Genomic DNA, 21,641 nt, shown 5'->3' on the forward strand with positions numbered 1-21,641 from the left:
ATGTCCCGTTCACAGTCACACAAGCAGATATTGGATAACCTGACCAGCTCGGTATTGGTGCTGAACGAGTTTCTGTGTATTCAGTACATGAATCCGGCCGCTGAAATGCTGCTTGAAGCCAGTGCGCGACGGCTGAAGGATCGCCCGATTGAAGAATGGCTGTCATCCAGTGAAGAGGAACTGGATGTCTTGCGCCAGTCGTTATGCAGCGGCCACCCCTACAGCAAGCGAGAGGCGCGGCTGGTGACGCAGACCGGACAGGAGTTGACGGTTGATTACAGCGTCAACCCGATACCGGATGGGGGCATTCTGCTTGAGATACAGGCGCGTGACCGGTTGATGCGAATTGAGCGGGAAGAGGAACTGCTCACCCGTCATGCCAGTGCGCGAATACTGGTTCGAGGACTCGCGCATGAGATCAAGAATCCGCTTGGTGGCATTCGAGGAGCTGCCCAGTTGCTGGATCGCGAGCTTGATCGGGAAGAGTTGCACGAGTACACCCAGATCATTATTGAAGAAGCGGACCGGCTGCGTCACCTGGTGGACCGCCTGCTGGGGCCGCACAAGCTGCCGGTGATTGAGCGTGTGAACATTCACGCCATTCTTGAACATGTCTGCAGTCTGGTAAAGGCTGAAACCGGCAATCGCGTCAGTCTTCTGCGTGACTATGACCCGAGCATTCCCGAATTTGATGGCGCTCGGGGTCAGTTGATTCAGGCAGTACTGAATATCATCCGCAATGCGGTACAGGCGATGGAAGAGGCCGGGACATCGGCGCCTCAGATCATGCTGCGTACACGGGCTCTGCGACAGATTACGTTGGGTACCGAACGCCATCGGCTGGTGTGCTCACTGGAAATCATCGACAACGGTCCGGGGATTCCAGATGACATCGCCGATACCATTTTTTACCCCATGGTCAGCAGCCGGGCGCAGGGGTCCGGCCTGGGTCTGTCCATCGCCCAGTCGATCATGAATCAGCACAAGGGGCTGATCGAATTTACGTCGGAGCCGGGGCAGACCCGCTTCAACCTGTTTATACCACTGGAGTTGAGTCATGACACAAGCAGCCAAGGTCTGGATCGTTGATGACGACCGCTCGATCCGCTGGGTTCTCGACAAGGCACTGACATCGGCAGGCTTCGAGACCGAAGCCTTCGATTCGGCGCAGCCACTGCTGGCCAGACTGGAAGATGAGCACCCGGACGCCATTCTGAGCGACGTGCGCATGCCGGGCATGGACGGGCTCAAGCTGTTGCAGCATCTGCATGAGGTGATGCCGCAGTTGCCGATCATTATCATGACGGCCCATTCGGACCTCGACAGTGCCGTGGCCTCCTATCAGGGTGGTGCCTTTGAATACCTGCCCAAGCCGTTTGACGTGGATGAAGCGCTGTCACTGGTACGGCGTGCCGTTGCGCATGCTCAGGAGCAGCGCGAACAAACGGCGCAGCCACAGCCTGAGCAGGCGGCCGAGATCATCGGTGAAGCGCCTGCGATGCAGGAGGTGTTCCGTGCCATCGGTCGACTGGCACACTCCAACATCACGGTGCTGATCAACGGCGAGTCCGGTACCGGCAAGGAACTGGTTGCCCATGCGCTGCACAAGCACAGCCCGCGGGCGGACAAACCGTTCATTCCACTGAATATGGCGGCGATCCCGCGTGATCTGATCGAGTCCGAGCTGTTCGGGCATGAGAAAGGTGCCTTCACCGGCGCGGCTGCCAGCCGTCGCGGCCGTTTTGAACAGGCGGATGGCGGCACCCTGTTTCTGGACGAAATCGGTGACATGCCAGCTGACACCCAGACCCGGTTGCTGCGTGTGCTGGCCGATGGCGAGTTCTACCGGGTGGGTGGCCATACACCGGTGCGGGTCGATGTCAGGATCATTGCGGCAACCCACCAGAACCTGGAGAAACTGGTACGGGAAGGGCGTTTCCGTGAAGACCTGTTTCATCGTCTCAATGTCATTCGTATCCATATCCCAAGGCTGGCCGAGCGGCGCGAAGACATTCCGCGCCTGGCACGGCACTTTCTGGCCAGCTCGGCTGAAGAGCTGGCGGTGGAACCCAAGGTACTGAAACCGGAAACGGCCGAGTTCATGTGTGATCTGTCATGGCCCGGCAATGTGCGTCAGCTGGAAAATACCTGTCGCTGGCTGACGGTGATGGCGTCCGGGCGTGAGGTTCTGGTCTCTGACCTGCCACCGGAGTTGCTGGAGCAACAGCAGCATGATCCCAAGGTGGCAGGCACCAGCTGCAGCTGGCAGGAAGGGTTGAGGCTGTGGGCAGAGCAGCAGCTGGCGCGTGGGTCCGAGGGGATTCTGCAGGAAGCGGTACCCGCCTTTGAACGCGTCATGATTACCGCTGCGCTGGGAGCCACGGCCGGTCGCCGGCGTGATGCTGCCCGTCTGCTGGGCTGGGGGCGCAACACGCTTACGCGCAAAATCAAGGAGCTGCAGATGGATACCTCCGGTCTTAATGACGAAGAGGGTGACGAGTAGCCGCTGGCCGGTATAATGGCGGGCCGATCCACCGGAGACTCTGATGCTTGATCTGGCGCTTTACCAACCCGAAATTCCGCCGAATACCGGGAACATCATCCGCCTGTGTGCCAACACCGGCTTTCGTCTTCACTTGATCCGGCCGCTTGGGTTTGAGTTGGATGACAAACGTCTGCGCCGGGCGGGTCTGGATTACCACGAGTGGGCGCGGGTACAGGTACATGATGATCTGCACTCCTGTCTGGAAGTGCTAAAGCCACGCCGTGTTTGGGCGCTGACGACCAAGGCGGAGCGCTGTTACGCCGATGCCGACTTTGCTCCCGGCGATCTGCTGTTGTTCGGCCCCGAAACCCGGGGCCTTCCCGGCGAACTGATTCAGCAGCATTCAGGCCTGCGCCTGCCGATGCTGGCCGACAGCCGCAGCCTGAACCTGTCCAATGCCTGTGCCGTTGTGGTTTACGAAGCCTGGCGTCAGTTGGGGTTTGAGGGTGCCCTTGCCTGAGCCCTGCGTCGCTCAATGACAAAGGCCGCCAGTGCATCGGCCTGCAGGTCGCTGAGCTGGCTGAAGGTGGGCATGTGTTTGTGTCCCTGATCATAACCATGCTTGATCATCAGGACGATCTCGTGTCGCTGCAATGAACGTTCGGTGAGCGGAACCTGCTCCAGAAAGGGGCCAAGCCCGGTTTGCTGGTGGCAGTTCTGGCAGTAATAGGCATACAGCTTGTCGCCCTGTTTCATCCGCTCGGGTGGCGGATCGCCACAGGCGGTCAGCAGCAGGGGAGTGATCAGTACAACACAATATCGCAACAGCTTCATGCCGGCTCCTCAACCAGATCTGCCATTGAATACTAACAGCCGGGCCTGAGTCTGTCAGTTCAGTGTATCGGGTGTGGCAGGCCCAGCTGGCAGCCGGAAAGCTCCAGGGTGAGACTGGAGAGCAGCAGCCAGGGGCAACTGTTGAGCTGGCCCTTGATCGCCTGATCAATATCATGGCTCAGTACCAGCAGGCCTTCCAGTCTTGCGGCTGGCGTCTGCTGACTCGCCTTACGCATCAGTGGCTTGCGCTTGCCCCAGATCTTCTCTCGCTGGCACAGGGTGTCGTAGGGGACGCCTGAGGCCAGCCCGCGCTGCAGGTTGAGCAGGGTGCGAATTTCTCGGGTCAGCGCCCAGAGCACCAGTGTGGCTTCAACCCCTTCCTGGCGCAGTACCTGGAGGATCTTCTGGCAGCGTGCAGGATCGCGCATCAGTACGGCATCACTGAGCGCAAAAATGTCGTAACGGGAACTGTCGGCAACGGCTTCAACCACTTGCTCGGCATCGATGGTCTGGTCGGGATAGAGCAGGTTGAGCTTGTCCAGCTCCTGCTTCGCTGCCAGCAAATTGCCCTCTATCCTTGCACACAGCAGTTGCAGTGCGTCGCCACTGAGCTGAAGCCCCTGAGCAGCTGCGCGCTGCGAGATCCACTGCGGCAGCTGCTCAGGTTCTACCGGCCAGATCTCTACTATCAGCCCGCACTTTTCCACCTGCTTGAACCAGGCACTTTTTTTGGCACCGGCATCGAGTCGGTCGGCCTGAATCAGCAGGACATTGTCGGGGGCGGGGTTGTCGAGATAGCGCTGCAGCAGAACGCTGGCCTGTTTATCCAGTTTCTGACTGCCAAGGCGCAGCTCGATGATCTTGCGATCGGCAAACAGGGACAGGGCGTTGGCGCTTTCCAGCAGGCGTTCCCAGGAGAAACCTGCATCCACATGCATCACATCGCGCTCGGTGAAGTCTGCCTGTCGCAGCCAGGCACGAATGGCGTCACAGCTTTCGGCATGCTGCAGCGGCTCGTCCCCGGTGACCATAAATACCGGTAGAGGGGATGTGAGTCGCTGCAGCTGAGCATTCAGCTGTTCCGCACGGGTCTTCATTGGGCCGTGTTGATGCGCAGATACTGACGTACGATCTGCTGGGCCAGATCCTGCAGCATCTGCTGACGGATCAGGGTCTCCTGTGAGCCGCTGGCGGTGATGTTGTCGCGCTCGTTGCGATAGACCCGTTCGTTCATGACACTGCGCGCGGGCATTACGACCGCATTGTCACGCTGACGATCCAGTACCTGGAAGCGTATTTCCGAGCGCAGCTCATATTCAGCCGCGTCAGCGTTACCGGTCAATGTAGCGGTACGGCGAGTATGACGTTCCGACAGTATGTCCAGTTGGTAGCGGCCAGACTCCGTGAGGCGAATCTGGTTTACTTCCAATGCCGAGCGTAGCTCCGGCTCAATCTGGCTGGGTGTGGACTCGGTTACCAGGTGCACCTGACGCAGTGCCTCCGGTACATCATAGAGGCCACGCAACTTGAAGCCGCAGGCAGTGAGCGCCAGGCTCATCAGCAATGCAAGCAGGGGCAGGGTCAGGCGCTGGGTCATGGCAGTCTCCGTTCAGCCCACAACAATATTGAGCAGTTTGCCGGGCACAACGATTTTCTTGCGGATCGTTTTGCCTTCAAGATGCTTCTGTACGTTTTCGCTGGCAAGCGCGGTGTGCAGGATCACGTCTTCGTCCGCGTCTGCGGACACGGTGATCTTGGCGCGCACCTTGCCGTTCACCTGTACCACCAGCTCGACACTGGCGCGGGTCAGGGCGGACTCGTCCAGTTGTGGCCAGGCTGTGTGCAGCAAATCATCCGTGTGGCCCAGCTCAAGCCAGAGCTGATGTGTAACGTGAGGCACAATCGGCGACAGCAGGCGGATTGCGGCTTCCAGAGCCTCGCGGGTTACGGCTCGGCCCTGCTCGCTGACATCAACAAAACGGCCGATGGCGTTGGACAGTTCCATCACGGCGGCGATGGCTGTATTGAATGTCTGGCGGCGCTCCATGTCATCGCTTACCTTGGCGATGGTTTCATGTACCTTTCGACGCAGGTCACGCTGAGTCTCGTTCAGGGCATCGACGTTCAGTGCCGGGCATTCGACACCCTGCTGCAGATGGTCATGCACCTGTTTCCACAGGCGCCGCAGGAAGCGATGTGCCCCTTCAACTCCTGAGTCGAGCCATTCCAGCGATTGCTCCGGCGGTGCGGCGAACATCATGAACAGGCGCACGGTATCGGCACCGTAGCGGTCGATCATGATCTGCGGGTCGATGCCGTTGTTCTTTGACTTGGACATCTTCGACATGCCGTCATGGTTCAGCTCGCGACCTTCGGCGTCGGTGGCGCGGATCACGCGACCCTTTTCGTCCTTCTCTGTGGTTACATCGGCCGGAGAGATCCACACCTGGCCGCCTTTCTCGTCTTCATAGTAGAAGCTGTCGGCCAGCACCATGCCCTGGCACAGCAGGCGCTTGAACGGCTCATCGGAGTCGACCAGGCCTTCGTCACGCATCAGTTTGTGGAAGAAGCGCGAGTAGAGCAGGTGCAGAATGGCGTGCTCGATGCCGCCGATATACTGATCCACCGGCAGCCAGTGATTGGCCTGCCTGGGGTCAAGCATGGCATTCGGGTTCATGCTTGCGTAACGGGCGTAGTACCAGCTGGACTCCATGAAAGTATCGAAGGTGTCGGTTTCACGCTCGGCAGGACCGCCACACTCGGGGCAGGTCGTGTCGATGAAGTCGCGCATCTTCTTGATCGGTGAGCCCGTGCCATCGAACTCGACCTCTTCCGGCAAACGCACCGGCAGCTGGTCTTCGGGGACTGGAACGGCACCGCAGCTGTTGCAGTTGATCACTGGGATCGGTGCGCCCCAGTAACGCTGGCGCGAGACGCCCCAGTCACGCAGGCGGTAATTGATGGTGGTTCGGCCCTTGTTCTTGCGCTCCAGCTCCTTGGCGATCGCCTTGAAGGCCATCTCGAACTCGAGATCATCAAAATTGCCGGAGTTGACCAGTACACCCTTGTCGGTGAAGGCTTCCTTTTCCAGGTCTACGCTGACATCGCCATTCAGCGGAGCGACGACTTGCTTGATTGGCAGACCGTACTTGCGGGCAAACTCCCAGTCGCGCTGGTCGTGGCCCGGTACCGACATCACCGCGCCTGAACCGTAATCCATCAGTACGAAGTTGGCTGTCCAGACCGGCAGTTTTTCACCGGTCAGCGGGTGTACCGCTTCGATACCCAGTGCCATGCCTTTCTTTTCCATGGTTGCCATGTCGGCTTCGGCGACCTTGGTGTGGCGACACTCTTCGACGAATGCAGCCAGCTCGGCGTTGTGTTCAGCTGCTTTCAACGCCAGCGGATGTTGGGCCGCAACTGCTACGTAGGTAACACCCATGAGCGTGTCCGGGCGAGTGGTGAACACCTCAAGCTCGCCATAGCCGTCCACCTGGAAGCTGAGTTCAACCCCTTCCGAGCGGCCGATCCAGTTGCGCTGCATGGTCTTGACCTGTTCGGGCCAGCCGTCCAGCTTGTCCAGGTCGTCCAGCAGCTGGTCAGCATAGTCGGTGATTTTCAGGAACCACTGCGGGATCTTCTTGCGCTCGACCAGCGCGCCTGAGCGCCAGCCACGACCATCGATCACCTGCTCGTTGGCCAGAACCGTCTGGTCAACCGGGTCCCAGTTCACTTCGGCTTCCTTCTTGTACACCAGCCCTTTTTTCATCAGGCGGGTAAAGAACCACTGCTCCCAGCGATAATATTCGGGATGGCAGGTTGCCAATTCGCGTGACCAGTCGTAGCCGAAGCCCATCTGCTTGAGCTGGTGGCGCATGTAGTCGATGTTTTCGTAGGTCCATTTGGCCGGCGGCACGTTGTTTTTCATCGCTGCATTCTCGGCCGGCAGCCCAAACGCATCCCAGCCCATCGGCTGCAGTACGTTGCGTCCCTGCATGCGCTGATAGCGGGAAACCACATCACCGATGGTGTAGTTGCGAACGTGCCCCATGTGCAGGCGGCCGCTGGGGTAGGGGAACATGGAAAGACAGTAGAAGGGCTCACCCGGCGCGCTTTCGTCCGCCTTGAAGCTGTCCTGTTGTTCCCAATGCTGCTGTACCTTGGGCTCGATATCCTGGGGGGTATATTGTTCGTTCATTATGCTTGGCTGCAACTCACTGATAACGGGAATTCGCGCTGTGTGGCCGGTCGTCACCGGGCCTGCGCCGCAAAAGGCTGAATGGGGCATAGCATACAATATTCCCCTCTTCGTCAACAGGGGAGAAGTCGGCCGCGAGCGGTATCGCAGTGATTGACCTGCAGCGCTGAGCTTTTCCACAATCAGGGATATACTGAATGCAAAAGGGGCGCGAGAATCGGGCCCCGCCCGCTGACACAGGAGTTGCCCATGAGCGAGCATAAACAGAAAACCCCAAAGCATTCTGAGCAGGCACCGCGTGCCTATGATCGGGTGCTGGAGCGTCTTCGCCAGCGGCTTGATGAGGCCGGTGAGGTAAGTTGGGATTATCTGCAGGAACAGATCGAGGAAGCGGCGGAGCTGGAGCTGGCAGCCGAAGAGATGACCCGGGATGAAGTAGAGCTAATGAAGGCCTACCTGCGGCGTGATCTGAAACAGCTCGGTTACTATGCGCATGAAACCGGTGATGGCCTCGCGGCCTGGCTGAACTTTGACCTGGGGGTGCTGGAGGAGAAGGTGCGTCAGGCGCTGCTGGATCTGGCCGACAAGACTCGCGTTCAGCATGAATTGCTGCGTGAGCAGCTGGCTCATGATGAAGATCAGTATCTGGCAGGCGAAGTCAGTGCGCCAGGCACTCTGCGCTGTCTGCAGTGCGGTGAATCCCAGCAGCTCAAGGCAACCGACAAGATTGCCGCCTGCTCACACTGTGGTGCGGTGGTGTTTGAGCGGGTGTCGCTGCCCTGGGCGCCAGTAACCAAGCAGTAACAGGCCTGCCAGCCCTGCCAGCAATGGCCAGAGGCCAAGACGCTGCCAGGGCGTGTTGCCCTGCATTGGTTGAACCTCTCCGCTGAGCGTGGTTACGCTGTCAAGCGGAGCCTGTCCACTGACCCTGCCTCTGGGATCAATCAGTGCCGTATAGCCGTTGTTGGTACCGCGCAGCAGCCAGCGCCCGTTTTCCAGTGCCCGCATGCGGGCGATCTGCAGGTGCTGTTCCGGCGCGATGGAGCGCCCAAACCAGGTGTCGTTGGATACGGTCAACATCAGGCTGCTGTCACGGGTCAGGCGGCTGACCAGTTGCGGGTAGGCGATCTCGTAGCAGATCGCCGGTGCAATGCGCAGGTCACCCAACTGCAGTGCATCGGTATTGTCTTCAGGCAGGCTGAAGCTGGACATGGGCAGGTTGAAAAAATCGATCACACCACGCAGCTGCTTCTCCAGTGGCACATATTCGCCAAAGGGGACCAGCCGCTGCTTGTGATACAGGTCGCTGCCAGTACTGAAAATACCCAGGCTGTTGTGAAAGCGCTGACCGAAAGGGCTGTCCGGATCGGCTTCGGCGTAGGGGAAGCCGCTGATCAGGGTGATGCCGCTGCGATCAAGTTGATCCAGAAACGGGCCCAGCATGGGGGCTGCACGACTGAAGGTGGAGGGGATGGCGGTCTCGGGCCAGATCAGCAGGTCCGCATCAGGGTGCTGGCGACTGAGCTGGATCTGTCGTTGCAGAATCCACCCCAGCTGGTCCGGCTGCCATTTCTGCAACTGCGGGATGTTGGGTTGCACCAGCACGACTTTCAGTGCGGGCGAGTCGGCTGGCTGGGTCCAGTTTTGAGGCAGCAGCAGCGAACCGGCCGCCAGCAACACGCCCGGCAGCAGTGGCATCCACTTGCGATCTGCAAGAACACGGGCGCTGGCGGTGGCCAGCAGTACCAGAATCAGTGAAAGCCACCAGATACCAAACAGCGGTGCCCAGCGCTCCAGCGGGGTATCCAGCACGGCATAGCCCAGATATAGCCACGGGAAGCCCGTCAGCAGCCAGCTGCGCAGCCACTCGAATCCCACCCAGGCAACCGTGAATACCAGCCAGCGCTGTCCGGCGTTTCGGGCCAGATGGGCAAACAACCAGCCTTGCAGTGCAAACAGCAGGGCCAACGCCATCACGAACAGCCCCGTCAGCACTGAGGCCAGTAGGGCTGAGGCGTTGCCGTAGGTGTTGATGCTGACATAGACCCAGGAGACCCCGGCACCCCAGAACCCGAGGCCAAAACAATAGCCGCTGAACAGGGATTGTCGGGGTGTCTGGTGGCGCTGGATCAGGTAAAGCAGGGCGGGGCCCAGCAATACCAGTGGCTTGAGGTCAAAGGGCGCCAGTGCCAGCGTGATGCTGGCACCTGCGACCAGTGCAGCAAAGGCTGTCATCAGTGATCGAGCCATGCGGTCAATGTTCACGGTTCAGGTGCGGGTAACCTGCAACAGGCGCAGGCGTCGGTTGTCGGCCGACAGCACCTTGAAGCTGAAACCTTCGATTACAATGCTTTCATCCTTGGCCGGCAGGTGTCCGAAATGTTGAGTGACGATGCCGCCAATGGTGTCGAATTCGTCATCGGAGAAGCCGACGTCAAAATAGGCGTTGAAATCCTCGATCGGGGTCAGTGCCTTGACCAGGTAGCCGTTATCGTCGAACGGCTTGATGTTGCCGTCATCCTCTTCGGCGTCATGCTCGTCCTCGATCTCACCGACAATCTGTTCCAGCACGTCCTCGATGGTGATCAATCCGGCGATGCCGCCGTATTCGTCCACCACGATCGCCATATGATTGCGGGTGCCGCGGAACTCGTTGAGCAATACATTGAGGCGCTTGCTTTCAGGGATGAATGTGGCCTTGCGCAGGCACTGGCGGATGTCGAACTGATCCAGTGTATCCTCCAGCATATAGGGCAACAGATCCTTCGCCAGCAAAATGCCAAGCACCTCGTCGGGGTTCTCGCCGCAGACCGGAAAGCGAGAGTGGGCGCTGGAAATAATGACCGGCAAAAACTCGCGCGGGGTCTGGTTGACCTGCACCATCGTCATTTGTGAGCGCGGAATCATCACATCCCGCACCTGCATTTCGGTGACCTGAATGGCACCTTCGATGATGCCATGAGCATCGTTGTCCAGAATTCCGGATTCGCAGGCCTGCTGCAGAATTTCGCGGACATCCTCTCGGCTGCGGGGCTCGTCAGAAAAGGCCTGGGCCAGTTTTTCCAGCCAGCTTTTTGACGTGCCGCTCGATCGGTCTTCGCTCATACGGGTCCTCTGAATGCATAGGGATCGGCTATATCCAGCCGGGCCAGCAGGGCGCGTTCCAGCGCCTCCATCTCCTCGGCTTCGTCGTCATTTATATGATCGAATCCGAGCAGATGCAAGGTCCCGTGCACAACCATGTGTGCCCAGTGGGCCTGTTCTGTCTTGTGCTGTTCCTGAGCTTCAGCTGCCACAACCTCGGCGCAGATCACAAGATCGCCCAGCAGGGTGACCGGAATGCCGGTCGGTATCTCGAACGGGAAGGAGAGCACATTGGTCGGTGCATCCTTGCCGCGATAGTCGCGATTCAGCTCACGGCTTTCCTCGGCATCCACGATGCGGATGCAGACTTCGCCAGCAGCCTTTTGCTGTTTCAGTACGGTTTCCACCCAGCGGGTGAAATCGGCCTCAGAGGGCAGGTCGGAGGCTTCGCAGGCGATCTGCAGGTCAATCCGGCTGCTCAATTGTCCTGCTCCTGTGCACTCTCATAGCGTTCATAGGCTTCAACAATATGCTGTACCAGCGGGTGGCGAACCACATCTTTTGAGCCGAAAAGGGTAAAACCGATCTCCTTCACGCCATCAAGCACCTCGATCGCATGCAGCAGGCCCGAACGGGTGCCCTTGGGCAGGTCAATCTGGGTCTTGTCGCCGGTGATTACTGCAGTGGAGCCGAAGCCGATACGGGTCAGGAACATTTTCATCTGCTCCCGGGTGGTATTCTGGGCCTCGTCCAGAATCACGAACGAGCCGTTCAAGGTACGACCACGCATGTAAGCCAGCGGTGCAACCTCGATGACGTTACGCTCGATCAGCTTGGCCACCTTTTCGAACCCCATCATCTCATACAGCGCGTCATAGAGCGGTCGCAGATAGGGGTCAACCTTCTGGCTCAGGTCGCCGGGCAGGAATCCCAGTTTTTCACCGGCTTCGACCGCCGGGCGCACCAGCAGGATGCGACTGACGTCTTCACGCTCCAGTGCTTCCACGGCGCAGGCCACGGCCAGGTAGGTCTTGCCGGTGCCGGCCGGGCCGATGCCGAAGTTGATATCGTGGGTGCGGATGCGCTGCACATAGTCCTGCTGATTGCCGCCGCGTGGACGGATCAGCATCTTGCGGGTGCGGATGGCGTAGCGTTTGTCCTCGTCACTTTCGGCCTTGTCGCGCCTGGGCTGGTCAAGGCCGCTGCCCTGCAGTTGCAGGTGGATCTGTTCGGGAGAAAGGTCGGCACCGCCCAGAATCTGTTGATACAGCTGCTCCAGTAGTGCGGTCAGGGCCTTGACCTGTGTCGGCTGTCCGACCAGCTGAAAACGGTTGCCACGGTTGCGAATCTCGATACCGGTGCGCTCTTCAAGCAGTTTCAGGTGGGCGTCAAACTGGCCACATAGAGTCAGCAGGGCTGCCGGATTATTTGGCTCCAGCAGCAGGGTGACGGATTGGGTCGGGGTCAAAAAATGCTCCTCGGAAAAATCAGTGATCAAGTTCTGAACTGACCAGCTCACCCAGCAGGGAGTTGGCGTAGGCCTGAGCGATACGTACATCGGCAAAGTGGCCGATCAGATCAGGGTTGTCACAGCGGAAATTAACCACACGGTTGTTCTCGGTGCGACCGGACAGTTGTCCCGGATCCTTCTTGGAATAGCCGTTGACCAGAATGCGTTGTGTGGTGCCCACCATGTGGCGACTGATCTGAAACGCCTGCGCAGTGATGCGATCCTGCAGGATCTTCAGACGCTGCTTCTTGGTCTCTTCGTCCACGTTGTCCGGCAGATCGGCGGCCGGAGTGCCCGGGCGTCGGCTGTAGATAAAGCTGAACGAGGCGTCAAAGCCGATCTCGGCGATCAGGTTCATGGTGGCTTCAAAATCGGCTTCGGTCTCGTTGGGGAAGCCGATGATGAAGTCGGAGGAGAAACTGATGTCCGGGCGCAATTTCTTGATGCGGCGCAGCTTGGATTTGTACTCCAGTACCGTGTGACCGCGCTTCATGGCCATCAGAATACGGTCGGAGCCGCTCTGTACCGGCAGGTGCAGGTGGCTCACGAGCTCCGGTACTTCGGCATAGACATCGATCAGGCTATCGCTGAACTCTACCGGATGCGAGGTCGTGAAACGGATGCGGTCGATGCCGTCGATGGCCGCCACGCAGCGGATCAGCTCAGCCAGGTCGGCGCTGTCGCCGTCATGGGTAGCGCCGCGATAGGCGTTCACGTTCTGACCCAGCAGGTTGACTTCGCGCACGCCCTGTTCCGCCAGTTCGACACACTCGGCCAAGACATCATCCAACGGGCGACTGACCTCTTCGCCACGGGTGTAGGGGACCACGCAGAATGTGCAGTACTTGCTGCAGCCTTCCATCACGGACACAAAGGCTTCGGCGCCCTCCACCTTGGGGGCGGGCAGGTGGTCAAACTTCTCGATCTCGGGGAAGCTGACATCCACGATACCAACACTGCCCTTACGGCTTTCGGTGATCATTTCCGGCAGGCGGTGCAGGGTTTGTGGGCCGAATATCATGTCGACGTAGGGCGCGCGCTCCAGAATGGCGGACCCTTCCTGAGATGCAACACAGCCACCGACACCGATCATCAGATCGGGTTTGTTCTGCTTGAGTTTGCGCCAACGGCCCAGCTGGTGGAACACCTTGTCCTGCGCTTTCTCACGGATTGAGCAGGTATTCAGCAGCAGGACATCCGCTTCATCCGGATTGTCCGTCAACTCCAGCGCGTGGCTCTCGCCCAGCAGGTCTGCCATGCGGGAGGAGTCGTATTCGTTCATCTGACAGCCATGTGTCTTGATAAACAGCTTTTTGGCCATGAATCACCTGTGTTGCATCGTGAAAATAAAAAGGGCCTCGAAAGAGGACCGCGAATTATACCCAAGGGGGGCGTTGTCGGCTATAAACTGATCAAAAAATGTCCAGTCTTGTTTTTCCCCGGGCAGCCCCCATAATCGCCGCAGCAATTGAGTTTCTGTCGGAGTGAGTCGGGCCATGGCCAGTGAAGAGCGTCTTTATCGTGTCAGTTTCGTCAATCAGGACAAGGTGTATGAGGTCTATGTGCGGCATGTCTATCAGAGCGACATGTGGGGCTTTATTCAACTGGAAGAGTTTGTGTTTGGAAACCGCTCCGAGCTGCTGGTTGACCCGGGTGAAGAAAAGCTGAAGCAGGAATTTGCAGATGTGAGCAGCTGCTATATACCCATGCAGGCCATTATCCGCATTGACGAGGTGCGCAACGAGGGTGTGGCCAGAATCAGTGAAGCCAAGGGGAATGTTGCGGCTTTCCCCCTGGCTCCACCGCGGCGTGACAAGTAGTGATGCGACAACAGGTTACTGAATGGCACGTTCGGCAGTGAGGTTGCCGTTGCCGCAGCTGCGATTGCGCAGGTCGCTGCCGTTGAGCAGCGCAAAGCGCTCAGTGGCATGGTATTCCACGCTCTGGTCTTCGGCATAGATCAACTCGGCACCTTCAATCCGGAAACAGCCCAGATCACGGTGCTGCCAGACCTGCTTCCAGACTTTTTCACCACTGTGCTCGCCTGGCGCAAAGGGGCCGACAACACGCAGCCAGGTGTCGGGACGACCGCTCTTTTTCGAGTTCACACGCTGACCGTTGCGGGTAAAGGCGGTGGTTTTGAACATCACGTACTGCAGTGTCTTGTCCGTACCGTTGATAAAGCTGATATGCGCATCACTGCTGCCACCGGCACGGTGGTCGCTGATCATCAATACCGGCTTGAGCACAGGGGCCGGCTTGGGCTGTGCAACTGGTTCAGGCTTCTTCTGGGCGCAGGCACTGAGCAGTGCTGCCGTCAGTGCCAGGCTGCCCAGTCGAATCACCTGACGGGCTGAAGGTCTGGTCATGCAGGTCTCCATGGAGTTCATGATCCTCGTTTTAATTCTGTGGGCAAAGGTGCAGCTTCACATCTGAACATCGGCTGAGCAACGCGTTCAGCCAACCTGCCCCGGCTGTAATGGCAACAGCAGTGTCTTGGATGGGCGTCCGGGAATTTCGCGCGCCAGCCGAGGCACCAGGTAGCCGGGCAACTCGGTTTGCAGCTCACCCACCAGCTGCTGCGCCTGTCGGTCATCAACGTCAAAATGTGCAGCGCCCGCGACTGCGTCCAGTACAAACAGATAATAGGGCAGGACCCCGCAGGAGAACAATGTCTCGCTGAGTATTTTTTGTACAGATTTGTTGTCATTGATATCACGCAACAGCACCGCCTGATTGAGCAGGGTGATGCCGGCCTGCTTCAGGCGCACGCATGCATCGACCACATCAGCATCAACCTCTTGAGGGTGATTGACATGCAGCACCAGTACCGGCTGCAGTCGTGTTGAGGTCAAGGCCTTTGTCAGCGTCTCGGTCACACGCTTAGGGATCACTACCGGCAGACGAGAGTGGATGCGTACACGCTGAAGGTGAGGAATTTCACTCAAATCACCGAGCATCCGCTGCAGCCGATTATCCGGTGTGGCAAGCGGATCGCCGCCGGAAAAGATCACCTCGCTGACCTGTGGGTGCTGCTGTAGATAGTCCAGCACTGCCTGCCACTGGCGCGGGCCCAGCTGGTTTTCGGCATAGGGAAAGTGGCGCCGGAAGCAGTAACGACAATTGATGGCACAGGCACCGGACAGGATCAGCAGTACCCGGTCGGTATATTTGTGGATCAGCCCGCTGGCGTGGTTGGCGTCGGCCTCGGCCAGCGGATCGGTGTTGAAGCCGGGCACCTGCAGCAGCTCATCCGCCAGTGGCAGAATCTGACGCAACAAGGGATCGTTCGGGTCGCCCTTGCGGATGCGGCTCAGCCAGGGACGAGGCACGCGCAGTGCAAACTCGCGGTTGGCCGCCAGAGCACCCTCAAGCAGGGTTGCGGGCAGCTCCAGCAACTCCAGCAGTTCAGCCGGGTCTTCAATACACTGGCGCAGTTCGGTCTGCCAGTCAGAGGCAGTGGGGTAGAGCAGATTCATCAAAAGTGCCGGTGCAGGGTGAGCAGGATAAATTGGCCTGCATTCTCCTTTGCAGTAGAATGGCTGTCAATTTATCGGGCTGCCCTGCAGAAGGGCTAAGCCTGCTCTGGAATCCAAGACGCGGAATCTTCAATTTATGGCTAACTACTCCAGCAACCAGTTCAAGAACGGCATGAAAGTGATGATCGATGGCGACCCCTGTAGCATGGTCGATGTCGAGTTCGTAAAGCCGGGCAAGGGTCAGGCGTTTACACGCGTGCGCCTGCGTAACCTGCTGACCGGCCGTATCTGGGAGCGTACCTTCAAGTCCAACGAATCGGTTGAAAGTGCTGATGTGATGGATCTGGATATGGAGTACCTCTACAACGACGGCGAAATGTGGCACTTCATGGACCCCAGCTCCTTTGAACAGTTCGCGGCTGACAAGAATGCGGTAGGCGATGCAGCCAAGTGGCTGAAGGAACAGGACAAGAGCATCATCACGCTGTGGAACAACAACCCGATCAGCGTCACCCCGCCGAACTTCGTCGAGCTGGAAGTGGTTGAGACCGATCCGGGTCTGAAAGGCGACACCGCCCAGGGCGGCTCCAAGCCGGCCACTCTGAGCACTGGCGCTGTGGTACGTGTGCCGCTGTTTATCGAACGTGGTGAAGTGCTGCGCATCGATACCCGTACCGGCGAGTACGTCAGCCGCGCCAACTGATTCTGCTGAAGTGGAGCCGGAGGAGGTTTACGGACTGTCTGCGGCCAGGGATGGCCGCAGTCAAGCCTACAGGGATGTATTCATGGCGTGTCCGTAAACCTTCACCGGCATCCGCTCGCTTATGAAATGGCAGCTTCGGCTGCCGTTCTTGTCTTTGAGCAAAATTCCGATGCAAGAGTCATGCTGGCGCCCCAACGCCCCGATTCACAATCTGCGCGTCCGAGCCCGAGTGTTGGCTCAGATCCGTCAATTCTTTGCCGAGCGTAACGTACTCGAAGTCGAAACCCCGGTGCTGTCTCATTGCGCCGTCAGTGATCCCTTTATCGACAGCCTCGAAGTCAGTTTCGGTTTTCAGCCCGGGATCGAGGATGAACGGCTCTATCTGCAAACCTCGCCGGAATACGCCATGAAACGCCTGCTCGCCGCGGGCAGTGGTGATATCTATTCGATGGCCAAGGTGTTCCGTAACGGCGAGTCCGGGCGGCGGCACAATCCCGAGTTCACCATGCTGGAATGGTATCGTCTGGGGCTTGATGATCGACGGCTGATGGCGGAAGTGGATGCCCTGCTGCGCTCGGTGATGCCTGATCTTGAAGTGAGCTATCTCAGTTATGCTCAGCTGTTCGAGTCCGAGCTGGGGCTGGACCCGCACACGGCCAGTCTTGAGCAGCTACAGCGAGTTTGCCGTGAACATGTGGATGCGCCTTTCGAGGATGATGACCGCGATACCTGGCTGAACCTGCTGATGTCGCATGTGCTGGAACCGCGCCTGCAGGGTGCCGTCTTTATCCACAGCTACCCGCCCTCCATGGCAGCGCTGGCACGGGTACGTGAGGATGAGCAGGGCCGCCCGGTGGCCGCCCGCTTCGAGCTGTTCGTTAACGGCATCGAGCTGGCCAATGGCTACCATGAGCTGACCGATGCGGCGGAACAGTCACGGCGGCTGCAGGCCGACCAACAGCAGCGCGCTGCACTGGGACTGCCGCAGCGCCCACTGGATCAGCGACTGGTGCAGGCACTGGAAGCCGGACTGCCGGACTGTGCCGGTGTGGCCCTCGGCGTTGACCGGCTGGTGATGTTGGCGCTGGGCGCCGATGGGCTGGATCAGGTGGTGTCGTTCATGCATGAGCGGGCTTGAGCCAGTCGCAGGCTCAGGCCGGCAGCTCCTTCAATAATGCCCGTCGTATCCGTTCCACTGCCTCTTCCAGCAGTGCCCTTGGGCAGCCGAAGTTCAGGCGCATGAAGCGGTCATCGCCAAAGTCCCGCCCCGGTGACATGCCGACACCGGCCTGTTCAAAGAAATGGGGCGGGTTCTCCAGGCAGGCGGCGGAGACATCGATCCAGGCCAGATAGGTAGCTTCGATCGGATCCAGTCTGAGGCCGGGCAGGGCGTTGATGGCGCTGATCAGATAGTCCCGGTTGCCACGCAGGTAATCCAGCTGGGCACGGTTCCATTCATCCCCGTCACGGTAGGCCGCCAGTGCGGCGGTATAGCCGAGCAGGTTGACATCGGGCACGATTCCCTTGCGTACGCGCTGGAAGCGCTGGCGCAATTCCGGGTTCTGGATGATGGCAAAGGAGCAGCCAAGGCCTGCGATATTGTAGGTCTTGCTCGGTGCCATCAGGGTAATGGTACGGTCGGCGATCTTGTCGCCCAGCGAGGCGATCGGTGTGTGTGTCAGGCCCGGTTCCAGAATCAGATCGCAGTGAATCTCGTCGGAGCAGATGATCAGGTCGTGACGGATGATGATCTCGGCCAGTGCTTCCAGTTCCTCGCGGCGGTATAGAGTGCCACCCGGGTTGTGCGGGTTGCAGAACAGCAACAGTTTGGCATCGGGTGTAATGGCGGCTTCGAGCGCGTCCAGATCGATTACCGAACGGCCCAGTGTATCCCGCTTGAGCGGTACCTTGATCAGTGTCCGATCGGACAGGCGCGGTGCTGACATGAACGGTGGATAGACCGGTGCCGGCGTGATCACGGCTGAGCCAGGTTCGCCTGCCGTACGGCAGGCCAGGTTGAGACCGCACACCAGCCCCGGCAGCCAGACCAGATCGTTGCTCTGAAGTGACCACTGGTAGCGCTGTTGCATGCGCTCAATCACGAGCCGGTTCAATTCGGAAGGGGTGCTGGTATAGCCAAATACACCATGGTCGATGCGCTGATGCAGCGCCTGAATCACGGCCTCAGGTGCCATGAAGTCGGTATCGGCCACCCACATCGGCAGAATTTCCGTGTCGGCATATTTTTCCCACTTTTCACTGGATGTGGCGCGGCGGTCAATCAGCTGGTCGAAACGGGTTGGGCTCATCGGTACTCCTTCATCGGTATTCCCTTATCGGGCCTTGCCGGGTCTGCGGTCAACGACAATCTGATGATACAATGATAGCCATAACACAGCCCTGATCCTGTTTTTCACTCGGGTTAATGTCCGATATTACAATCAGAGCTTCAGTATCTACATGCAGGCGATGGTTGTCAGCCTGTATAGAAGGGAGTAGCCAGCATGAGCAGCAACGATCGCGTCATTATTTTTGATACCACCTTGCGTGACGGTGAGCAGAGCCCCGGTGCCTCCATGACCCGGGATGAAAAGCTGCGCATCGCCAAACAGCTGGAAAAGCTGCGCGTGGATGTGATCGAAGCGGGCTTTGCCATCGCCAGCCCCGGTGACTTCGAGTCGGTGAAATCGATCGCCGATACCATCAAGGAAAGCACCGTCTGCTCTCTGTCCCGTGCGCTGGACGCTGATATCGACCGGGCCGGTGAAGCGCTGAAAAATGCAGCTTCGGGTCGTATTCACACCTTCATTGCAACGTCGCCGATCCACATGCAGTACAAGTTGCAGATGGAGCCGGATCAGGTGGTGGAAAACGCCGTGCGCGCGGTCAAGCGGGCGCGCAATCTGGTCGGCGATGTGGAGTTCTCGCTGGAGGATGCCAGCCGTTCCGAGCTGGATTTCATGTGCCATATCATCGAGCAGGTGATCGAAGCCGGTGCTCGCACCATCAACATCCCGGATACCGTGGGCTACGCAGTACCGCACGAATACGGCAACACCATTCGTCAGCTGATCGAGCGCATTCCCAACTCCGACAAGGCGATCTTCTCGGTTCACTGCCACAACGACCTGGGGTTGGCGGTGGCCAACTCGCTGGCAGCCGTCAATGCCGGTGCGCGTCAGGTGGAATGTACCATCAACGGTCTGGGCGAGCGTGCCGGTAACGCGGCGCTGGAAGAGATTGTGATGGCGTTGCGCACCCGCAAGGACTGCTTCGGTCTGGAAACCCGTATCGATACCACTCAAATCGTTCCCGCGTCGCGTCTGGTCTCCAGCATCACCGGTTTCCCGGTACAGCCCAACAAGGCGATTGTCGGTGCCAATGCCTTTGCCCATGAGTCCGGCATTCATCAGGACGGCGTACTCAAGCACCGTGAAACCTATGAAATCATGACCGCGGAAGATGTGGGCTGGAACACCAACCGCATGGTGCTGGGCAAGCTGTCCGGTCGTGCCGCCTTCCGCGCCCGCATGGAAGAGCTGGGCACTGTGTTTGCAACCGATGCCGAGCTGAATACGGCTTTTGCCCGCTTCAAGGAGCTGGCGGACAAGAAGAGCGAAATCTTTGATGATGATCTGGTGGCGCTCGTCAGTGATGCGCGTGCTTCTGCTGGTCATGAAAAGTACAAACTGAGCAGTCTGAATGTAACTTCCCAGACCGGTGAAGTGCCGGTGGCTAACTTGGTGGTGTCCGTGGATACGCAGGAACACAGCGCCGAGGCCTCCGGCAGCGGTCCCGTGGATGCGGCCTTCAAGGCGATTGAGCAGGTCGCCGCCTCCGGTGCCAACCTGCAGCTGTATTCGGTCAACGCGATCACCAGCGGCACAGACTCTCAGGGTGAAGTCACCGTGCGGCTGGAAAAGGCCGGTCGCATTGTCAATGGTCTGGGCGCCGATACCGATATTATCATCGCCTCGGCCAAGGCGTACCTGCACGCACTGAACCTGCTGGATGCCAACATCCAGAAAGCCCATCCGCAGGTGTGAGGCCGGTATGACGCTGGCGGCACAGGAACAGAATCGTCACCGCTGGCTGGAGGCACTGGGTGTCGACAGCTGGCTGCCGCGTGGAAGTCTGCCCGGTGCGGCCGAGATCGCGCCCTGGGTGGAATCATTTTGCTACCCTGATGATGCCCAGACCGATGCCTGGCTGGAAGAGGTTGCCGAAAGCGTTGAGGAGCAGGCGGTACCTGCTTCGACCCCTGCTCCCAAACCTGTCGCTGCACGTGCCAGAATTGACACCGATACCCTGCTGGATCAGCGGCCTGCCGCTGTGCCGAAAGCGACACCGACAGCGGTTGAGCGATCGGTTCGCACGGCGCCGGCCTCAACAGTGGTTGAAGCGCCGCGTTTCAAGCTGGCCTTTGTGCTGCGGCAGGATCTGCTGATTGTCGATTCGCTGCCGCCGCACCAACCGCAGGGGTTCAGTCGACACCACCGCTCACTGCTGACCGGAATTACGACCGCGCTGGGGGCTGAAGCTGATACTGAACTCAGCGATGCCATGATGCTGCCCTGGCCGATGCTGGCCAGCCGCACGCTGGATCAGGGCGCCGAAGAGGCACGCCGGGCCGTGCAGCACAAACTCCGGCGTACGCTGGAGTCACATCGCCGTATCACTCAGGTGCTGTTGATGGGGGAGGCTGCCGCCCACTGGGTACTTGGGGAAACCGCGCCGCTGGATGCGCTGCAGGGGCGCAGCTTCAAACTGCCCTCAGGGCTGCCGGTGGTGGTAACCCTCAGCCTGAGTGAACTGCTGCGGCTGCCCGAGCGTAAAGCTGAAGCCTGGCGTGATATTCAGCCGCTGCGTCTGGCCCGTTCAAGTGACTGATCTGCAGCTGCATTTGCTTGCGAAAGCGCAGCTGGATGCGGTGCTCAAGCTTGATGCGATCTGTTTCGAGAACGAACCTTTTGCGGCTGCCTGGTGGCAGAAGGCATTGACGACCGCCGGGGCCAGCAGCTGGATTATGTCCTGGCAGGGGCAGCCGGTCGCCTATTGCCTGTTCAGCGAGATAATGGGTGAAGCAGAACTGCTGCGCATAGCGGTTGACCCGCAACAGCGCGGCAAGAGGCTGGCTGCGGCCTTGCTGCACAAGGCTCAGGGCGCACTGGCTGATCGTGGGATAACCCGCTTTTTCCTTGAAGTACGCGCATCCAACTGCGCCGCGCAGGCCCTTTACCATCGTTGCGGCTGGCAGCCCTGCGGTCGACGAAAAAACTACTACCCTCTGGGTGACGCGCGTGAAGATGCGTTGTTGTTCAGCTGGCAACCTTGAAAGGGGAGTGAGC

General features: G+C 59.1%; 22 protein-coding genes. 10 read left to right on the forward strand and 12 right to left on the reverse strand.

Annotation, left to right across the window (positions count from 1 at the left end):
- From glnL to trmL, 3 genes are read left to right on the forward strand one after another with little or no spacing between them, the layout of a single operon-like run.
- Positions 1-1,089 carry a nitrogen regulation protein NR(II) gene (gene glnL / locus ABIE60_RS14595; protein ID WP_354470253.1) on the forward strand — a complete coding sequence of 363 codons (1,089 nt, stop codon included), beginning with the start codon at positions 1-3 and terminating at the stop codon, positions 1,087-1,089.
- Positions 1,058-2,503: a nitrogen regulation protein NR(I) gene (gene ntrC / locus ABIE60_RS14600; protein WP_354470254.1), complete on the forward strand. Its 1,446-nt coding sequence runs from the start codon at positions 1,058-1,060 to the stop codon at positions 2,501-2,503. The genes glnL and ntrC overlap by 32 nt, the downstream gene beginning before the upstream one ends.
- A gap of 43 nt (positions 2,504-2,546) precedes the next feature.
- Positions 2,547-3,005 carry a tRNA (uridine(34)/cytosine(34)/5-carboxymethylaminomethyluridine(34)-2'-O)-methyltransferase TrmL gene (gene trmL / locus ABIE60_RS14605; RefSeq protein WP_354470255.1) on the forward strand — a complete coding sequence of 153 codons (459 nt, stop codon included), beginning with the start codon at positions 2,547-2,549 and terminating at the stop codon, positions 3,003-3,005.
- Here trmL and ABIE60_RS14610 read toward each other — a convergent pair.
- Genes ABIE60_RS14610 through leuS form a run of 4 tightly spaced genes read right to left on the reverse strand, consistent with a single transcriptional unit; the run spans position 2,975 to position 7,517 of the window.
- On the reverse strand, positions 2,975-3,319 hold the full coding sequence (locus ABIE60_RS14610; protein ID WP_354470256.1) for a c-type cytochrome: 345 nt from the start codon (positions 3,317-3,319) through the stop codon (positions 2,975-2,977). The two genes, trmL and ABIE60_RS14610, sit on opposite strands and share 31 nt — an antisense overlap.
- 59 nt (positions 3,320-3,378) lie before the next feature.
- Positions 3,379-4,416 (reverse strand): DNA polymerase III subunit delta, encoded by a 1,038-nt coding sequence (gene holA, locus ABIE60_RS14615; protein WP_354470257.1) that lies wholly within the window; start codon positions 4,414-4,416, stop codon positions 3,379-3,381.
- On the reverse strand, positions 4,413-4,916 hold the full coding sequence (locus tag ABIE60_RS14620; protein ID WP_354470258.1) for an LPS-assembly lipoprotein LptE: 504 nt from the start codon (positions 4,914-4,916) through the stop codon (positions 4,413-4,415). The genes holA and ABIE60_RS14620 overlap by 4 nt, the downstream gene beginning before the upstream one ends.
- A 12-nt stretch (positions 4,917-4,928) precedes the next feature.
- The gene (gene leuS, locus ABIE60_RS14625; RefSeq protein WP_354470259.1) at positions 4,929-7,517 is read right to left on the reverse strand and encodes a leucine--tRNA ligase; all 2,589 of its coding nucleotides are present in this window, start codon (positions 7,515-7,517) and stop codon (positions 4,929-4,931) included.
- A gap of 249 nt (positions 7,518-7,766) precedes the next feature.
- Here leuS and ABIE60_RS14630 point away from each other — a divergent pair, with 249 nt between their 5' ends.
- Positions 7,767-8,321, forward strand: coding sequence for a zinc ribbon-containing protein (locus tag ABIE60_RS14630; protein WP_354470260.1), 555 nt, complete (start codon positions 7,767-7,769; stop codon positions 8,319-8,321).
- Here ABIE60_RS14630 and lnt read toward each other — a convergent pair.
- Genes lnt through miaB form a run of 5 tightly spaced genes read right to left on the reverse strand, consistent with a single transcriptional unit; the run spans position 8,256 to position 13,432 of the window.
- Positions 8,256-9,767, reverse strand: a complete 1,512-nt coding sequence (gene lnt, locus ABIE60_RS14635; RefSeq protein WP_354470261.1) for an apolipoprotein N-acyltransferase — start codon at positions 9,765-9,767, stop codon at positions 8,256-8,258. The two genes, ABIE60_RS14630 and lnt, sit on opposite strands and share 66 nt — an antisense overlap.
- 18 nt (positions 9,768-9,785) lie before the next feature.
- On the reverse strand, positions 9,786-10,622 hold the full coding sequence (locus ABIE60_RS14640) for a CorC family transporter (RefSeq protein ID WP_354470262.1): 837 nt from the start codon (positions 10,620-10,622) through the stop codon (positions 9,786-9,788).
- The gene (ybeY, locus tag ABIE60_RS14645; protein WP_354470263.1) at positions 10,619-11,083 is read right to left on the reverse strand and encodes an rRNA maturation RNase YbeY; all 465 of its coding nucleotides are present in this window, start codon (positions 11,081-11,083) and stop codon (positions 10,619-10,621) included. The genes ABIE60_RS14640 and ybeY overlap by 4 nt, the downstream gene beginning before the upstream one ends.
- On the reverse strand, positions 11,080-12,069 hold the full coding sequence (locus ABIE60_RS14650; protein WP_354470264.1) for a PhoH family protein: 990 nt from the start codon (positions 12,067-12,069) through the stop codon (positions 11,080-11,082). The genes ybeY and ABIE60_RS14650 overlap by 4 nt, the downstream gene beginning before the upstream one ends.
- A gap of 19 nt (positions 12,070-12,088) precedes the next feature.
- On the reverse strand, positions 12,089-13,432 hold the full coding sequence (miaB, locus tag ABIE60_RS14655; RefSeq protein WP_091826846.1) for a tRNA (N6-isopentenyl adenosine(37)-C2)-methylthiotransferase MiaB: 1,344 nt from the start codon (positions 13,430-13,432) through the stop codon (positions 12,089-12,091).
- 175 nt (positions 13,433-13,607) lie between these two features.
- On the opposite strand from miaB, the gene ABIE60_RS14660 reads away from it, so the two are divergent.
- Positions 13,608-13,931, forward strand: coding sequence for a DUF1820 family protein (locus ABIE60_RS14660; RefSeq protein WP_354470265.1), 324 nt, complete (start codon positions 13,608-13,610; stop codon positions 13,929-13,931).
- Positions 13,932-13,946: 15 nt separating this feature from the next.
- Here ABIE60_RS14660 and ABIE60_RS14665 read toward each other — a convergent pair whose 3' ends face one another.
- On the reverse strand, positions 13,947-14,480 hold the full coding sequence (locus ABIE60_RS14665; RefSeq protein ID WP_354470266.1) for a hypothetical protein: 534 nt from the start codon (positions 14,478-14,480) through the stop codon (positions 13,947-13,949).
- Positions 14,481-14,567: 87 nt separating this feature from the next.
- Positions 14,568-15,590 (reverse strand): EF-P beta-lysylation protein EpmB, encoded by a 1,023-nt coding sequence (epmB, locus tag ABIE60_RS14670; RefSeq protein ID WP_354470267.1) that lies wholly within the window; start codon positions 15,588-15,590, stop codon positions 14,568-14,570.
- Positions 15,591-15,726: 136 nt separating this feature from the next.
- Between epmB and efp the strand changes: the two genes are divergently transcribed.
- Positions 15,727-16,293, forward strand: coding sequence for an elongation factor P (efp, locus tag ABIE60_RS14675; RefSeq protein WP_354470268.1), 567 nt, complete (start codon positions 15,727-15,729; stop codon positions 16,291-16,293).
- Positions 16,294-16,462: 169 nt separating this feature from the next.
- Positions 16,463-17,431 carry an EF-P lysine aminoacylase EpmA gene (gene epmA / locus ABIE60_RS14680; protein WP_354470269.1) on the forward strand — a complete coding sequence of 323 codons (969 nt, stop codon included), beginning with the start codon at positions 16,463-16,465 and terminating at the stop codon, positions 17,429-17,431.
- 13 nt (positions 17,432-17,444) lie between these two features.
- On the opposite strand, the gene ABIE60_RS14685 is transcribed toward epmA, so the two are convergent.
- Complete coding sequence (locus ABIE60_RS14685) at positions 17,445-18,602, reverse strand: MalY/PatB family protein (protein WP_354470270.1); 1,158 nt, start codon at positions 18,600-18,602, stop codon at positions 17,445-17,447.
- Between the two features lie 195 nt (positions 18,603-18,797).
- Between ABIE60_RS14685 and ABIE60_RS14690 the strand changes: the two genes are divergently transcribed.
- Genes ABIE60_RS14690 through rimI form a run of 3 tightly spaced genes read left to right on the forward strand, consistent with a single transcriptional unit; the run spans position 18,798 to position 21,628 of the window.
- A complete protein-coding gene (locus ABIE60_RS14690) occupies positions 18,798-20,339 on the forward strand; it encodes a 2-isopropylmalate synthase (RefSeq protein ID WP_354470271.1) in 1,542 nt (513 codons plus the stop codon).
- Positions 20,340-20,346: 7 nt separating this feature from the next.
- Positions 20,347-21,183: a uracil-DNA glycosylase family protein gene (locus tag ABIE60_RS14695; protein ID WP_354470272.1), complete on the forward strand. Its 837-nt coding sequence runs from the start codon at positions 20,347-20,349 to the stop codon at positions 21,181-21,183.
- The gene (gene rimI, locus ABIE60_RS14700) at positions 21,176-21,628 is read left to right on the forward strand and encodes a ribosomal protein S18-alanine N-acetyltransferase (RefSeq protein ID WP_354470273.1); all 453 of its coding nucleotides are present in this window, start codon (positions 21,176-21,178) and stop codon (positions 21,626-21,628) included. Before ABIE60_RS14695 ends, rimI begins: the two co-directional genes overlap by 8 nt.
- The last annotated feature ends 13 nt before the right edge of the window (positions 21,629-21,641 follow it).

It is taken from the genome of Marinobacterium sp. MBR-109, from assembly GCF_040547565.1.
GTDB lineage: Bacteria > Pseudomonadota > Gammaproteobacteria > Pseudomonadales > Balneatricaceae > Marinobacterium.

What these genes read in the sequence shown, in the direction of transcription:
- ABIE60_RS14620 (WP_354470258.1), bottom strand. Translation starts at nt 4,916, where the DNA reads ATGACCCAGCGCCTGACCCTGCCCCTGCTTGCATTGCTGATGAGCCTG.
- ABIE60_RS14610 (WP_354470256.1), bottom strand. Translation starts at nt 3,319, where the DNA reads ATGAAGCTGTTGCGATATTGTGTTGTACTGATCACTCCCCTGCTGCTG.
- ABIE60_RS14690 (WP_354470271.1), top strand. Translation starts at nt 18,798, where the DNA reads ATGAGCAGCAACGATCGCGTCATTATTTTTGATACCACCTTGCGTGAC.
- ABIE60_RS14695 (WP_354470272.1), top strand. Translation starts at nt 20,347, where the DNA reads ATGACGCTGGCGGCACAGGAACAGAATCGTCACCGCTGGCTGGAGGCA.
- epmA (WP_354470269.1), top strand. Translation starts at nt 16,463, where the DNA reads ATGCAAGAGTCATGCTGGCGCCCCAACGCCCCGATTCACAATCTGCGC.
- ABIE60_RS14685 (WP_354470270.1), bottom strand. Translation starts at nt 18,602, where the DNA reads ATGAGCCCAACCCGTTTCGACCAGCTGATTGACCGCCGCGCCACATCC.
- ntrC (WP_354470254.1), top strand. Translation starts at nt 1,058, where the DNA reads ATGACACAAGCAGCCAAGGTCTGGATCGTTGATGACGACCGCTCGATC.
- ABIE60_RS14640 (WP_354470262.1), bottom strand. Translation starts at nt 10,622, where the DNA reads ATGAGCGAAGACCGATCGAGCGGCACGTCAAAAAGCTGGCTGGAAAAA.
- miaB (WP_091826846.1), bottom strand. Translation starts at nt 13,432, where the DNA reads ATGGCCAAAAAGCTGTTTATCAAGACACATGGCTGTCAGATGAACGAA.
- ABIE60_RS14630 (WP_354470260.1), top strand. Translation starts at nt 7,767, where the DNA reads ATGAGCGAGCATAAACAGAAAACCCCAAAGCATTCTGAGCAGGCACCG.
- ABIE60_RS14660 (WP_354470265.1), top strand. Translation starts at nt 13,608, where the DNA reads ATGGCCAGTGAAGAGCGTCTTTATCGTGTCAGTTTCGTCAATCAGGAC.
- ABIE60_RS14665 (WP_354470266.1), bottom strand. Translation starts at nt 14,480, where the DNA reads ATGACCAGACCTTCAGCCCGTCAGGTGATTCGACTGGGCAGCCTGGCA.
- holA (WP_354470257.1), bottom strand. Translation starts at nt 4,416, where the DNA reads ATGAAGACCCGTGCGGAACAGCTGAATGCTCAGCTGCAGCGACTCACA.
- trmL (WP_354470255.1), top strand. Translation starts at nt 2,547, where the DNA reads ATGCTTGATCTGGCGCTTTACCAACCCGAAATTCCGCCGAATACCGGG.
- leuS (WP_354470259.1), bottom strand. Translation starts at nt 7,517, where the DNA reads ATGAACGAACAATATACCCCCCAGGATATCGAGCCCAAGGTACAGCAG.
- epmB (WP_354470267.1), bottom strand. Translation starts at nt 15,590, where the DNA reads ATGAATCTGCTCTACCCCACTGCCTCTGACTGGCAGACCGAACTGCGC.
- lnt (WP_354470261.1), bottom strand. Translation starts at nt 9,767, where the DNA reads ATGGCTCGATCACTGATGACAGCCTTTGCTGCACTGGTCGCAGGTGCC.
- efp (WP_354470268.1), top strand. Translation starts at nt 15,727, where the DNA reads ATGGCTAACTACTCCAGCAACCAGTTCAAGAACGGCATGAAAGTGATG.
- glnL (WP_354470253.1), top strand. Translation starts at nt 1, where the DNA reads ATGTCCCGTTCACAGTCACACAAGCAGATATTGGATAACCTGACCAGC.